General features: G+C 43.8%; 9 protein-coding genes. 4 read left to right on the forward strand and 5 right to left on the reverse strand.

The window, feature by feature from the left end:
• Positions 1-4: 4 nt before the first annotated feature.
• The 4 genes from torC to A8L45_RS00570 form a co-directional block, all read right to left on the reverse strand.
• Positions 5-1,186 (reverse strand): pentaheme c-type cytochrome TorC, encoded by a 1,182-nt coding sequence (gene torC, locus A8L45_RS00555; RefSeq protein ID WP_068898119.1) that lies wholly within the window; start codon positions 1,184-1,186, stop codon positions 5-7.
• 62 nt (positions 1,187-1,248) lie between these two features.
• A complete protein-coding gene (gene torE, locus A8L45_RS00560) occupies positions 1,249-1,428 on the reverse strand; it encodes a trimethylamine N-oxide reductase system protein TorE (RefSeq protein ID WP_068898120.1) in 180 nt (59 codons plus the stop codon).
• A gap of 444 nt (positions 1,429-1,872) precedes the next feature.
• Entirely contained in the window at positions 1,873-3,597 is a 1,725-nt protein-coding gene (locus A8L45_RS00565) for a PAS domain S-box protein (protein ID WP_217492102.1), read from the reverse strand.
• Positions 3,598-3,772: 175 nt separating this feature from the next.
• Positions 3,773-4,681 (reverse strand): DMT family transporter, encoded by a 909-nt coding sequence (locus tag A8L45_RS00570; RefSeq protein WP_068898481.1) that lies wholly within the window; start codon positions 4,679-4,681, stop codon positions 3,773-3,775.
• Between the two features lie 108 nt (positions 4,682-4,789).
• Here A8L45_RS00570 and A8L45_RS00575 point away from each other — a divergent pair, with 108 nt between their 5' ends.
• On the forward strand, positions 4,790-5,578 hold the full coding sequence (locus A8L45_RS00575; protein ID WP_068898124.1) for an AraC family transcriptional regulator: 789 nt from the start codon (positions 4,790-4,792) through the stop codon (positions 5,576-5,578).
• 127 nt (positions 5,579-5,705) lie between these two features.
• Here the strand turns inward: A8L45_RS00575 and A8L45_RS00580 are convergent, their stop codons facing one another.
• Complete coding sequence (locus A8L45_RS00580; protein ID WP_068898126.1) at positions 5,706-7,682, reverse strand: replication initiator protein RctB domain-containing protein; 1,977 nt, start codon at positions 7,680-7,682, stop codon at positions 5,706-5,708.
• Between the two features lie 1,305 nt (positions 7,683-8,987).
• On the opposite strand from A8L45_RS00580, the gene A8L45_RS00585 reads away from it, so the two are divergent.
• The 3 genes from A8L45_RS00585 to A8L45_RS00595 all read left to right on the forward strand — a co-directional run bounded on the left by A8L45_RS00585 (position 8,988) and on the right by A8L45_RS00595 (position 13,310).
• Complete coding sequence (locus A8L45_RS00585) at positions 8,988-10,199, forward strand: ParA family protein (protein ID WP_068898128.1); 1,212 nt, start codon at positions 8,988-8,990, stop codon at positions 10,197-10,199.
• Entirely contained in the window at positions 10,199-11,167 is a 969-nt protein-coding gene (locus A8L45_RS00590) for a ParB/RepB/Spo0J family partition protein (protein WP_068898130.1), read from the forward strand. The genes A8L45_RS00585 and A8L45_RS00590 overlap by 1 nt, the downstream gene beginning before the upstream one ends.
• A gap of 94 nt (positions 11,168-11,261) precedes the next feature.
• Positions 11,262-13,310 carry a GNAT family N-acetyltransferase gene (locus A8L45_RS00595; RefSeq protein WP_139122264.1) on the forward strand — a complete coding sequence of 683 codons (2,049 nt, stop codon included), beginning with the start codon at positions 11,262-11,264 and terminating at the stop codon, positions 13,308-13,310.
• Positions 13,311-13,697: the final 387 nt, after the last annotated feature.

Genomic DNA, 13,697 nt, shown 5'->3' on the forward strand with positions numbered 1-13,697 from the left:
TTTCCTAGTGTGCCTTAACAAAGTCGGACGAGTGTTTTTGCAGATATTTGAGTACCAGCGCTTTCGAGTCGGTATCAAAATTGACAAAACCCATCATGCCGTCGAACATTCCTGGCCAGGTGTTGGCATCAAAATGTGCCTCTGCGGGTTGGGTATGACAAACACTGCAGTTGGTTTGGTAGGTAGGTTTGGTCTGAGCCCAAATACTCTGTATGTCTGATACCAGAGCCGATTTTTTCATCCAAAGGTCAACACTCACCCGCTGCCATTTCAGGCCGGTCAATTTATCTTCCTTACTCTCAAACTCTTTCACTACTTCTTTGTTCTGAGAGACAGACTTCGTTAGCGCAGCACTGGAAATATTGAGGCCAAAATCTTCATTCAGCACCCGTCCAAACCCCTTGAGTTTTCGCCACCCCTCGAGAGTCACTTTAATCGCATCTCCTTTTTCCTCGTTAACGGTGATTTTGGTTGCCGGACTCAGCAGACCAGCCTCCTCTTTGAGGGTATTGTCCTCATACAACGGTAAATAACGAATACTGTATAGCGCACTACCCGACTGATAGTTGGTGCTAGCCGATAGGCTTTCCAGTTTCCCGAGTAAACCACCGCTGGAGTCCATATTATCTGGGAGGTGATGAGCAATACCCTTGTGGCAGTCGATGCAGCTTTGGTCTTTTTCGGCAGCCTGCTTCATTTGTAATCTTGCCGCTGGCGACATGATTTCCCATTTCATGCTGGCGTAGCTGTGGCAACTCTTGCACTCCAGAGATCCGTTTGCTGAAAATCTTGCCCACTCGTGTTGCGCCAGCTCTAAACGTTTGGCCAGGAAACGTTCTCTTGTATCAATAAATCCAGCCAGATGACTGAAAACCTCCTTGCTTGCCTGCATTTTTCGGGCGATTTTATCAGTCCAGTTATGTGGCACATGACAATCAGGACACGTTGCCCTGACTCCTGAATGATTTGTCCAATGGACAGTTCCCTGTAATTCCTGATAGACATTGTCACGCATGGTATGACAGCCGATACAAAACTTTTCTGTGTTAGTCATTTCAAGCGCAGTGTTAAATGCTCCCCAAAACATAACACCACCGATAAAGCCCCCGAGGGTGAGTACCCCCAAACTGATTTTGGTCGCGGGCCGACACATGGTCGTCCACAGCTTGATGATGAAAGATTTCATAGACATTGCTCATAGGAAAGGATCTGAATAAGACTTATTGGGATATGTTGTATTCGCGCTATTTATCCGTGGCCCGGAGGACCAAAGAAAAACACCTGACTCATCCAAATCAAAAATCCATAACCGCCAACGACCATAATGCTCAAGACGGGAAAGAGAATCACAGTGATAAAGAAAAATGCCCGCCATTCAAATGAACGTTTTTCGATTTCCTGAATATCTGAGGGTTCGTTTTGTTGCATAGCTACCTCCAGAGAATTGCCTGACATCAACTTAAAATGTATGAAAATAAATACACAAATCCATATTACTCCAGTGGTTATTGATAAATGTCTCTTTTATGAATCAAAGAAGTAACTAGCCAAAATAAAGAGAAAAATTATTGGATTTGTACAGAAGGGGGATAAAAGGTATAAGCAAAACATTCATGCTTATGTGTAAAGAAGAAGGCAGCTCTGATTGCATTCTAAAAACGAAGTGAGTACTGATAATAAATGTACTTTGGATGTCGGAAACGGTGCTATTTGTGACGTTTAAAAAGGGTGTTTGATGGATGTGGCTGACAACGGCTTACTGTAATGAAGGTTGATATAAGCTCACCATAAAATGAGTGCAAGTTAACAAGCGATAGACTGTTCAGTCTCCACCTTAACCAGTCTATCGAAGTAAGAAGTATAGCCTTTCTGTTAGGTGCCTGTTTTAAGCTTCAGCACATCCGCCAGCTCATTGAGCAGCTTACGGGTGTTGTCTGACAGTCTGTTTATCTCGTTAGTTGACTCAGACGACCTGGATGCCAGCTGTCTTACCTCATCGGCAACGACGGCAAAACCCCTTCCATGGTCCCCTGCCCTTGCAGCTTCAATGGCCGCATTCAATGCCAGCAGGTTCGTCTGGTCAGAGATACCGTCAATCACTTTGGCAATGTCTGAGATCTCCGAACTGGATTTCGCAACCCTTTCCATGATCTCTCCCATACCGTCGCGTTGCTCAACATCAGCGGTGACATCTTTAACGAACGCGGTGTAAATCGTTCCTGAATCGAGGACGACTTTGGACAATGACAATAGACCCCAAAACAGCGTGCCGTCCTTACGATGTATAGGAACCTCGCGGGAAGAGCCCACAATTTTATCGATACCTGTTGAGCGGTTGCTATTGACCAAATTATCGTGATTGGCCTGTATCTCGACGGGTACCAGCATCTTAACGTTCTGTCCTATCACTTCTTTGGCATCATAACCCCACAACGCCTCAGCAGCCGGGTTGAAGAAAGTAACATTATTGTCTGAATCAATGGTAACGACCGCATCTAACGCCTGTGACAGTGTTTGGTTAATCGCATCCTGCGCGGCCCGCTGTTCAGAGATATCGCGGACAAATGCAGTGTAATGCAACTGATTGTTAATGGTGACTCTGGATAAGGACAGGCTCACCCAGACTTCAGTACCATCTCTTCGCACCAGTTGTATCTCTCTGGCTGAACCGACAATCTTATCGATACCGGTTCGGCGATTAGTATTGACGTAGTTATCGTGGTTGGGTTGATGTTCAACCGGAACCAGCATTTTTACGTTTTTACCCAGTACGTCCTCTTTGTCATATCCCCACAATGCTTCTGCTGCTGAATTGAAGAAAGTGACATTATTATCGCCATCAATACTGACGACCGCATCGATGGCCTGTCGAAGAATTTGCTCAAGGCCATCTCTTGCTGTTTTCTCTTCACTGATATTGCGAGCGAACGCCGTATATCCCACTTTGCTTCCAATTTCAGTTCTGGATAGCGATAAGTTCACCCAGATCTTAGTGCCATCTTTCCGCTCTAACTCGAGGTCTCGGCTAGTACCAACAAGATTGTCTATCCGGGTTTGGCGATTAGTATTGACATATGTGTCATGGTATTGCTGAATTTCTTGAGGAACGAGCATTTTTACATTGCGTCCCAATACTTCCTCTTTATTTAAATCCCACAACTCTTCAGCCGCTTTATTCATGTACGTGACACAATTATTTTCATCAATAGATACAACAGCATTTATCGACTGGGCGAGAATAAGTTCGGATTGCAGGCGCTGCTGTTCATCCGTAGTGATGTCTTTTATCACCAAAGCAATACCACTCTGCTGCTCCATGCTGTTAACATCGATTTTCAGATGTACAGATTTCTCTTTCGACAATGTGAGGATGTGTTTGTATCCCTCATTGAGATGACTGGCAGGGTCGCCGATAGAGAGTTCGGTGAGTCGCTTACCCGCCAGATTACTGATGCCAAGCAGCTTGTGTGCAGAGGGGTTAGCGAAAATAACATTACCCTTGTTGTTTGCGATAATTATCCCATCTGACGCGCTCTGCATCATCTGGTAACTGAGCGCATTTTTGTCTGAACCCAGACCGAAAAGTACTGGTAGCATGCCCATAATTTCTTGCTCACATAATTATTGTTTTTGTTGATATTGGGTGTTGCTTTTATGGATTAGTGTAGTAACGGGAAAATCTTTGTTCCACAGGCAGGAAAGGTGATATTTGCTATGTAAACAAAAAACCCCATATAAAAATGGGGTCTTTTACTATTCAACTCTCTGAAAATTAAGCAGCTCTACAACTTTGCAAGTTTTCTTGATTTTTTTTGATTTTTTCTTTGTTTTTCATCTGCGATATCGCAACACCGCATAACACCATCAAGCCGCCGATGTAATGATATTGAGCCAGAGTTTCTCCAAGGGTGTAGACAGCAATCAACGCAGTCATTGCTGGCATCAGGTTCATAAACATCGCTGAGCGGCTGGCCCCAATCGCCTCTATCGCCTTCAACCAACAGAGCGGTGCCAGTACAGATGCAAAAATACCTGCATAACCCACCAGAGGAAGGGAAGCCGCTGAAAGACTGACACGTTCACTGGTCAAAAACAGTGGAAATAAAATAAATACAGCAAACAGACCCTGAACGTAAACAGATTGCAGTGTTTTGATCTTGAGTTGCCAGCGTTTTAATAGTACACAATAAAGTGCATAGCTTAACGAGGCGATCAGCACCAAGCCGTCACCACGGTTGATACCTTGTTCAATAAGCGCTTCTGGTGCGCCTTTGGTCAACATTTCCACCAGCCCGGCAAGTGCCATAAATGCTCCGCCAATACCTGTAAGGCTGATCCCTGCGCCAAGGAGAGGCACACTGATAAACATGCTGATCAAAGGCACCAAGGCCATGATCAATGCCATATTGGTGGCCGTTGTAGATTCGGCTGCGAAATAACCGAGTGACTGATTCAACACCATACCGAGTGATGCTAAAGCCGCCAGCTTTGGCAGCAGAGGACGAATCGTCTGCCAGTTTTTTAATAAAGGAGGTAGACAGAATGGTGTCAGTACCAGTACCGCAACCGCCCATCGATAAAATGACATTGCACCTGGTGACATCGTCTCGACAGAGAGTTTGTTCACCACAGTGTTCCCTGCCCATATGATCACAGGGATCAGGGGTAAAAGTAGCTTCATTGGTGGAGTTCCGTGCAGCAAAACGAAAGGCGTCGAGTTTGACACGTCTTTTTTAATAGATATATCTTTAATCGGCCACTGTTCATCCTTCATCGGACACATTAGATTATGAAACATCTCTACACCCCGTTATATGAGTGGGAACAGCCACCAGCTGACATTTTTTTTGGCCATGGTGAGTTTTTGTCAGGCACCTTCACTCGGGATCACAGTCATTCTTGGGGACAATTGCAGTTGATTAGAGGTGGGATCATGGAGGTCAAGGTTGGGGACAAGCGTTATCTCTCTCCTTCTCAGTTTGCGATTTGGGTTCCGCCACACATCAGCCATACCAGTTATATGCGTCGTTCAGTAAGCTACTGCTCAATGAATATTGCAGTTTCCAAGGCGACAGTCATGCCCTCCCATCCTTGTTTGTTCGAGGTGTCTGCTCTTATCAGCGCGATTGTCGATGAATTGAAAGTACAAAAACTTACTGTGCCTGAAACCGATGAGGAGAAACGTTTAGCTGCAGTGATGTTTGATCAGGTCATTGCCGCCAAACAACATTCAGGCTTTCTTCCAACCAGTGGCGATCCTTTGATCAGGCCTATCATAGACGCATTGGAAGAAGATCCGACCAATGAACGATCATTAGCGACGTGGGCAAAAGAGCTTCATACTTCAGAAAGAACGCTGGCAAGGCATTGTGTGAGTGAACTTGGTATGAATTTTACCGAGTGGCGTTCAAGAATTAAATTTGTTCACTCTCTTTCGCTTCTCAGGAAGGGGAAATCTGTAAAAGAGGTTGCCTTGTCGTTGGGATATAACCAAAGTTCTCCGTTTATTACCATGTTCAAAAAGCATGCTAACTGCACACCGGAGCAGTATCGAAAGCAAAATGCTTTGTTTGACTAACCCTGTTTAACGAGTGGTGGACTGTTTTACGCGTTGCATCATCTAGCAGTTGCTAGCTGGTGGATAAAAATAAAAAAAGCAGCCAGAGCTGCTTCATTTAATTGATAGTTTCACTGCTGCCACGCCATCACGCGCCGCTTGCCACTTCATCCAAAACCGCAAGCACAGACGTGTCTAACTGACCGTTAAATACCTGTTTACACACTTTACGACGCACTGCCAGCCCGGATATAAGGCGTTCTATCGACAGATGTCTGTCTTGCTGATGTTGGTTGTAAAACTCAATGGTTTTTCTTAGCGTGTCAATGGGCATTATCTCGCCATCTACTCGCAGCCAATCTAGTTTTTCCATGTATGCATTACACTCATCTGTAATGGTCGCGGCCGGATGCCCAGTCATGGCTGACAGGGCAGCTATACTGCGTTGCAACGCTTCATCTGACGTATATCGTGACAGAATGATCGTTAACTCATCGGCATTGATCTCTACAAGGTGTTTGCGCTGTTTCACGCGGCGACCAAGTTTACCACCGCGCTTCTCATTGCGTTGGATCGGCTCAAACTCGCCATCAATGATCCCGGAAAGCTGATCAAGGTCAGCCTTACCAAGAATCTCATTGCGAAGCGGGTTTGGCATTGTAGGCGCCAGAGATCGTTTACCTTCGTTATACATCTTCGCCCGGGAGAACCTGATCACCTCTTCGACGTTACATTTTATGTCGATTCGATAGTCAGGATACTTTTTGTCATCGTCCATGCGATAAACTGTCAGGTGATATCCGTACAAATTAATCGCAAAAAGATCATCTGTTTCATTACCATCAGTTGCTAGCTTACGAAGTTCGCGTATCAGATCGGCCGAGAAACGCCGCCATTCGATGTTTCTCGCCATTTTCTGGTTGAGGTCACTCAATGTCATTGAATCTTCAAGACGACGCGACATACGGCTTCTGAAGAGCGTATACAGCTGGAACACCAAAGTATGTTGACGAAGAATTTCTGGTGGAAAGAGAAAAAAGTAATCACGTGTCATCAACTCTTCAAAAAACGAAGGCTCCCAGACCAAGATGTAAAGATTTGGCTTGATCCTTATTTCGCCATCTTCACCTTCCCGTGGCGCTTCGTCTGACGCAGTGATAGTCCTTGCCAAGAAGCGGAACCTGTCACTTTTAAAGCCTTCAGGCATGTTCTCACTGAGCCAACGCCCTGTCAGTTCATGAAGTTGAAAATCGGTAAACTCAATTCTGTCGATACTTTCACGAATAGAATCTCTAGCAGGCCCACTGTCCTTCTTGCCGCGCAAAGCCAGTATATCCGTGATATACACCGGCGTTTTATTGCCTATGGTTTGCGTATGCAGTTCATAGGTTGGCAAGTGATGATCATGATATTGGACTGTCAGGGTAAACAATGCGAATAGCGTCATCAGATCATCTACTGTCATAATTGATTTCGATGAACGTGTTTCAATGATCGCTTTGGTACCGCTTATTGATACCATCGATTTTTGATAACTCTTTTTGGTTCTTGGCGGCGCGAGTGCCTGATCAATGATCCCAGCCCAGCTGGTCGGGGATACCAGAATCTGATCTTTTTCATCAGGCATCATAGGCGGCGTTCCGAGGCCATGCTCGGTAAGAAGTTGCCTGTTTACCTGATTTTGAGCCAATGCTTTAGAGCGTTTCTTTTTCTCTCTGACACGGTTTTGCTCAGAGTGCAGTCCTTCTGTTCCGAGCACAGTAACCAGTTTGCTCGGATTAACAAACTCATGAAGCATTGTCTTTCCAGCTAGCCCTTCTTCGAACTTCACAGGGTGCTGAACAAAGAGACCAACTTGCACAGCTGCCCGGAGACGCTGCTGAATAGCTGCCCGGGTTAGCTGACCTTCTGTCGCATCTATTAATTCAGTGGTGGATACCAAGCCATCTGTCGATGAAAAACCACGAAGAGAGATCAAATTAAGCAGCTCGAGAATACTTTTCGTTACACCCTTGAACGCTTGATACTGTTTCATCCAGTCTACCAGTTGTCCGTGAATCTGAAACAAATGGCCGTCTTTATGGGTACGCGGGGCATTGATAAGGATCTTTTCGTTCGCAGCCATCTCGGCTTGGCTCCTGTCAACCTGAGCAAATAGTAGGTAAGAATACAAATGATCGTAAATTCGTCATCTTTCCAGAAAGATTAATAGAAAAAATCCAAGAAAGAAAGATCTTTTTTATTGTTTTACTTAACTGATCTTTTTGATTTATATGATTTATTTGATTAAGTGATCTATTGATCTGAATATGAGTTTTCACATAAGTGCATGAAATATATAAATTAATTTTTTGCCCCATTCAGAAGCATGATCATGACCGTTTCGGATCTATGATCATAACACCTTGGAAAACATGATCATTAGATCGTTGAAACGATGATCATCAATAATTCGAAACATTGATCATCATTACTTTGAAACGATGATCAAGTGCCGTTAACAAGTTATCCACAATTAATGTTAATTATCTGTGTATTTTTCTGACGCCAACGGCATCATCTTCATTTTTTGATATGGAAGAATGATCAAGCTAGCTGTATTTGCTGTCTTTTTAACCGTTTTTAGTCTCACCCGTCAGCGAAGAGTGACGCATTTAAAGTTGAAATACAAAATTGGTTCGACACAAGCCGTAGTTAAGCTGAGTTCGGATATGTGTCCGGTGTTCGAAACGATGATCAAGAAAGAGATATGATCATTGGATATTCATTTTACATGGCTGTTTGTTAGTGAGTGTATGTCTAAATATTATCTTAAGTTGTCACAGATGCGGTATTGACGCGGCTTTCACCGTAATTTAGCGGTTATGTTTCATCGTTCCGGCCTGTGGCGCTGTGAATATTGAATTTAAGCGTACTTGATCATTTTTCCGATTAATCTTGGTCGGAATTATTTGTCGTTCGCTGAGATATCCGCCAAGAGTTATCCATGATCATTCTTCCTGCAAAGTATTTTGCACTCGGATCAATGATCAAGAAAAGGCCATGTTTATATCTTGGCCCGCGAAGTATTTTGATACTTATCTTGATCATGTTTCCTGAAAAATGATCAAGATACTGTAATGAGGTGTCATTGTCGGTCTTACTATTGAAAATACACTGCTCCGTAATTTAGACAGACTTCTACATGTTTCCAGCTGTAATCTTTCTCAGTGATGAATATTTCTTTACATTGTAAATAAGTGACAAGGTAACATTTTAAATGTTGTAGAATTTGGTAGCCTATTTAGGTGTAAATTTAAATCTTTAAATTTCGAGATCTTACAATTAGTGACCATTATCTTAATTCTTTCGCTAATCGTTCAGCTTTTTATTGAACGTTTTATAAAGTGCTGTACACTCATCTTTATACTAACCTACGGCGAAAAGAAAAATGAATAGGGAAAAGACTATATCCAATCTGCAGCACATTGCAGAACAAACCCGTCAGGTGCAAGCCGATCGGATTGAAATTGTTATGGAGGAACGTCAGGATCAATTGTTCCCTCCAATGTCCAAAGCGATGATGGAAACGCGGTCCGGTCTGACCCGACGTAAGCTTGATGATGCAATTTCTCGTATGGAGTCTGACGGTCACCAATTTACAAAGAATAATGCGAATCACTATTCCATTACTCTCGAAGAAGCTCACCAAATTATGAACGCTGCTGGAATACCGTCTTTTGCAGAAAAGAAAGGACCAGAGCACAAGCCGTGGGTGATTAATGTTCAGAACCAGAAGGGGGGTACGGGCAAGTCAATGACTGCAGTGCATATGTGCGCTTGTTTGGCCTTGAATCTTGAAAAACGCTACCGGATTTGCCTTATTGACCTTGATCCTCAGGGCTCATTGCGTTTATTCCTCAATCCACAAATCAGCGTCACAGAACAAGAAGGCATCTATTCTGCCGTCGATGTAATGTTGGATAATACGCCATCAGAAGCAGATAAAGATTTTCTTATGAAAAATGTGCTTCTGCCGACCCAATACCCTAATTTGAAAACCATCGCGGCTTTCCCAGAAGACTCGATGTTCAATGCTGAAGCATGGCAGAGCCTGACAACTGATCAATCGCTTGATATTGTAAAACTGCTGCGAGAAAAGGTGATTGATTTAATCAGCGACGAATTCGATATCATAATGATTGATACGGGTCCGCACATTGATCCATTGGTATGGAATGCAATGTATGCGTCAAACGCGCTTATGATTCCATGTGCGGCCAAGCGTCTTGACTGGGCTTCAACGGTTAATTTCTTCCAGCATTTACCGACTGTGTATGAGATGTTCCCAGAAAACTGGCCGGGTCTGGAATTTGTTAGAATGATGCCAACCATGTTTGAAGACGATAACAAGAAGCAGGTATCGGTTTTAACTGAAATGAATTACTTGCTCGGTGACCAGGTTATGATGGCAACCATTCCAAGAAGCCGTGCTTTTGAAACCTGCGCTGATACCTACAGCACTGTTTTTGACCTTACTCCTCAAGATTTCGAGGGAGGTAAAAAGACACTGTCGACCGCACAAGAAGCGGTACATCGGGCAGGTCTTGAGCTGGAGCGTGTACTACACAGTCACTGGTCTCAACTTAATCAGGAGTCTTAATGGCTATTAAAACCTCAGACCTGAATGCCCGCTTATTTGGTAAAGCAGACAAACGAAAAGCAACAACTGTTCAGGAAGCCCAAAAAGCGGTGAGCGACAAAGCAGCAGTGATTGAGCTATCTGTTGCCGGTGAACAAACGGTACAGTTTGAACTTGTTAAAATTCCCGCTCATGAAGTTAAGAATCGGACCAGCGTATTTGCTGATAACGCCAGAGAGCAGTCCTTTCTGAATGAGCTGGCGCTTTCTGACATTCTTGTAACGTTAAAAGATCGTGGTCAGCAGTATCCTGCAGTCGGACGCTGGCTTGATGGCGATAAAATTGAGGTCCTCGACGGTAGCCGTCGTCGCATGTCTTGTATCCTGGCTGAACAGGATTTCTTGATATATGTTGCGTCAGACATAAATGCAAAGCACGCTAAGTTTCTCTCTGATGTTGCTAATGCGCATAAACCTCTTTCTTTATTCGAACGCGGTAAAGAGATGCAGGCTATGCTATCTCGGGGTGAAGTGAGCGATCAGAAAGAGTTGGCAAAAGTTTGCCAATGCAGCGAGGCCCTTGTCAGTGGTGCGTTGAAAGCAGCCACGCTTCCATTGGAGATGTTACAAGCGTACCCAAGTGTCGGAGAGCTGGGTAGGCCGACGATAGTAAAGCTTCACAGAATGTATTTTTCTTTGAGCGATAGTGAGCGAGGTGAGTTACTGACAAAGCTTCGCCAACAACCGCTATGGAAAGATGTCGATGCTCAAGGCATCAGTAGAATAACCCGTGAAGTGACGCTCCTAATTGAGCAGTGGCGTGATGAATTAAAACCCAAGCCAATGGTTGAAAAGTCGGATACGGAAGAGCTGATTGCAGGTAGGGCGTCATACCGCCATCAGGGAGACGCGTTGTCCATTAGTTTAAAAAATGTGAGTCAGGCTGAGAGCGAAGCTATTCTTGCTTTTATAAAAAATCATCTTTCATAATTGACGGGCCCTATGGCCCGTTTCTTTTTGGTGTTGCCTCGTTCGATATCCGCTATCATTGCTTTATATTATTCAAAGTGATGAGAACACAATTGTGTTTACCTCCCTCAGCCAGTTTTCTGACTTTTCTCAATCAAGACGTATCCGGTTTCCTATTCTTCTCGATGGGTCTCCCTCATGGTGTCTAAGCCAGGTTGATGGCTTAAATAATGTAACGATTGTCAGTGATGAATTTGAGCATGCTATGCCGTGGAAAGCGGTCAAAGGTTTACTTGGCCAAGAGTTAGGGCACGTTGTCCTCGACATTCGTTATAAAGCTGATATTGAGAAGATATGTGCCATTGCAGGTTGCCTCAGGGGAGGGGCGTTACTGTTTTTTATTGGCTTGCCAAATAGCACTGATAAAGACGATAGATTTCTTCAACGATTCTATTCTATGTTTTCATCTGAGCACGCAAGAGTCGTGACGCAAGGTGGTCAGACAGCACTTTTGTCTTCAGACAATCCAGCGTGTGAACAACAGTCGTCTCAATTTTCTTTTGGCGCAGTGACGTCGGACCAAGAGCAAGCCATTATAGCCGTAGAGCGTGTTTTGTCAGGTCATCGAAAGCGTCCACTACTTCTCACTGCGGATAGGGGGAGAGGTAAGTCATCGGCTATGGGTCTTGCAGTCGGCAAGATTCTTAAAGAAAAAAGTAAACGCATAGTAGTGACGTCTCCCAAGAAAGCAAATGTAGAGACATTGTTTGAACACATTTATACATCATTGCAGCTTGATAAGGGGAAGAACCCTTTTGATGTCACAGCACCATTGGGCGGTTCAGTGTCATACATTGCGCCAGATAGATTACTCCAAGAAGATATTGAGGCAGATTTACTTCTTGTCGATGAGTCCGCTGCGATTCCATTACCTATGCTGCAAAGAATGTTCAATCAATACAGCAGAGTCTGCTTTTCAACGACTGAACATGGTTATGAGGGCACAGGTCGGGGATTCAGTACTCGCTTTCGTCATTTGCTTGATTCTCATTTTATGTCTTGGCGAGAGGTGAAACTCCTGGCCCCAGTACGATGGGCGATGGAGGATCCGCTTGAGCATTGGCTTAGTAATACATTTTTATTTGACGTTGAGGCCTGTGAGGTCGAGCCTGATAAAACAGTTTCTGTTGAATTGAATCGGCTTTCTGCCTCTTCCCTAGTTAGTGATGAGGCTACACTACGTGAACTTTTTGGCCTTTTGGTCAGTGCGCATTATCAAACATCGCCTAACGACTTAGTACATATTCTCAATGATCCTTCTCTATACATTTATACAGCAAGCTATAAGGGGCATTTGGTGGGCGCCCTGTTAGCGCAGTTTGAAGGCCAGTTTTCAACCGAGCTTTCAAAACAGGTTGTTCGCGGAGAGAGAAGAATCAAGGGGCATCTGCTTGCACAAGGAATGGCATTTAACAGTGGTGTCGCATCGTTATTAGCGGCTAAATTTTCTCGTATTACCCGCATAGCAGTTTTGCCCTCGTTCCGTCGGAAAGGTATTGCTTCTATGATGATCAGGCAATTCGAAGATGCCATGTTAAGTGAGAACGTGAATATGGTAGGTACCAGTTTTGGTGCGACAGAGGGGCTATCATCCTTCTGGTTTTCTCTTGGCTATCAGCCGATAAAACTTGGGGTACAGAGAGACGCAGCCAGTGGGTGCTATTCGTTGTTACTTGGCAAGAACATTGAGGGTTTAGAAAACGATTTGCGAGATTCCTTATCTTTGTTCTCAACGAATTTTCCTGCTCAACTTACTGAGCAGTTCAAAGATGTCGAGCCAAGTTTGGTTCCAATTTTACTTCGTGAATGCCAATTACAAAATGACTTACCCTCAGCTTGCCAGCTTCAACTTCATCAGTTTGCTAAGGGATATCTAGGTTATGACCATGTTGTTGGTAGTCTCTCTTCTTGGTTAGTTCAATTGTTTTCAGATACTGAAAAAGTAACTTCTGATTTACGTTGCTTTGGTTTGTTGGTTGAAAAAATTCTTCAGCGGAAACCATGGGATGTTGTTGCTAGTCGCCATGGGTTTAGAGGTCGAAAGGGCTGTGAAAAAGCAATACAGGTAGAAGTGAAAAAACTTCTGGCATTGGAGGAGATTTAATTAGCCTTCGATTTACAGTGTAAACAATAATGGTTCTGCTGAATCTTGAAATTTACACTGTAAAATCTTGATAATAACTGCCAATGCAGAATTCCTCTAAAGTCCTTCTAAAATAACAAGGAGTTCTCATCGGCAGCTCTTCTTGTTATCAATAAATACTTCAAGCGACTAGATTCATTGTTACGCCTAAGTATAGCTGTCTATATGGGTTCTTATTTGTAAATGTAGTTTGCCTAATCCAGATGTCTATCAAACATTATTGACCGCTTTTACAGTGTAAATTAAAAAAAGCAGCAAATTGATGGGCGATAAATGGAAACGAAAGAAAGGGATTGTTGAAGTGGGTTGAAGGGAAAACTGGCATCTCTCGATGCCAGCTTAAGCGGT

The organism is Veronia pacifica (assembly GCF_001707825.1).
In the GTDB taxonomy this organism is placed as follows: domain Bacteria; phylum Pseudomonadota; class Gammaproteobacteria; order Enterobacterales; family Vibrionaceae; genus Veronia; species Veronia pacifica.

Excerpts from the sequence above, each read along its gene's own strand:
- A8L45_RS00590 (WP_068898130.1), top strand. The coding sequence starts at position 10,199 with ATGGCTATTAAAACCTCAGACCTGAATGCCCGCTTATTTGGTAAAGCA.
- torC (WP_068898119.1), bottom strand. The coding sequence starts at position 1,186 with ATGAAATCTTTCATCATCAAGCTGTGGACGACCATGTGTCGGCCCGCG.
- A8L45_RS00580 (WP_068898126.1), bottom strand. The coding sequence starts at position 7,682 with ATGGCTGCGAACGAAAAGATCCTTATCAATGCCCCGCGTACCCATAAA.
- A8L45_RS00570 (WP_068898481.1), bottom strand. The coding sequence starts at position 4,681 with ATGAAGCTACTTTTACCCCTGATCCCTGTGATCATATGGGCAGGGAAC.
- torE (WP_068898120.1), bottom strand. The coding sequence starts at position 1,428 with ATGCAACAAAACGAACCCTCAGATATTCAGGAAATCGAAAAACGTTCA.
- A8L45_RS00585 (WP_068898128.1), top strand. The coding sequence starts at position 8,988 with ATGAATAGGGAAAAGACTATATCCAATCTGCAGCACATTGCAGAACAA.
- A8L45_RS00565 (WP_217492102.1), bottom strand. The coding sequence starts at position 3,597 with ATGCTACCAGTACTTTTCGGTCTGGGTTCAGACAAAAATGCGCTCAGT.
- A8L45_RS00575 (WP_068898124.1), top strand. The coding sequence starts at position 4,790 with ATGAAACATCTCTACACCCCGTTATATGAGTGGGAACAGCCACCAGCT.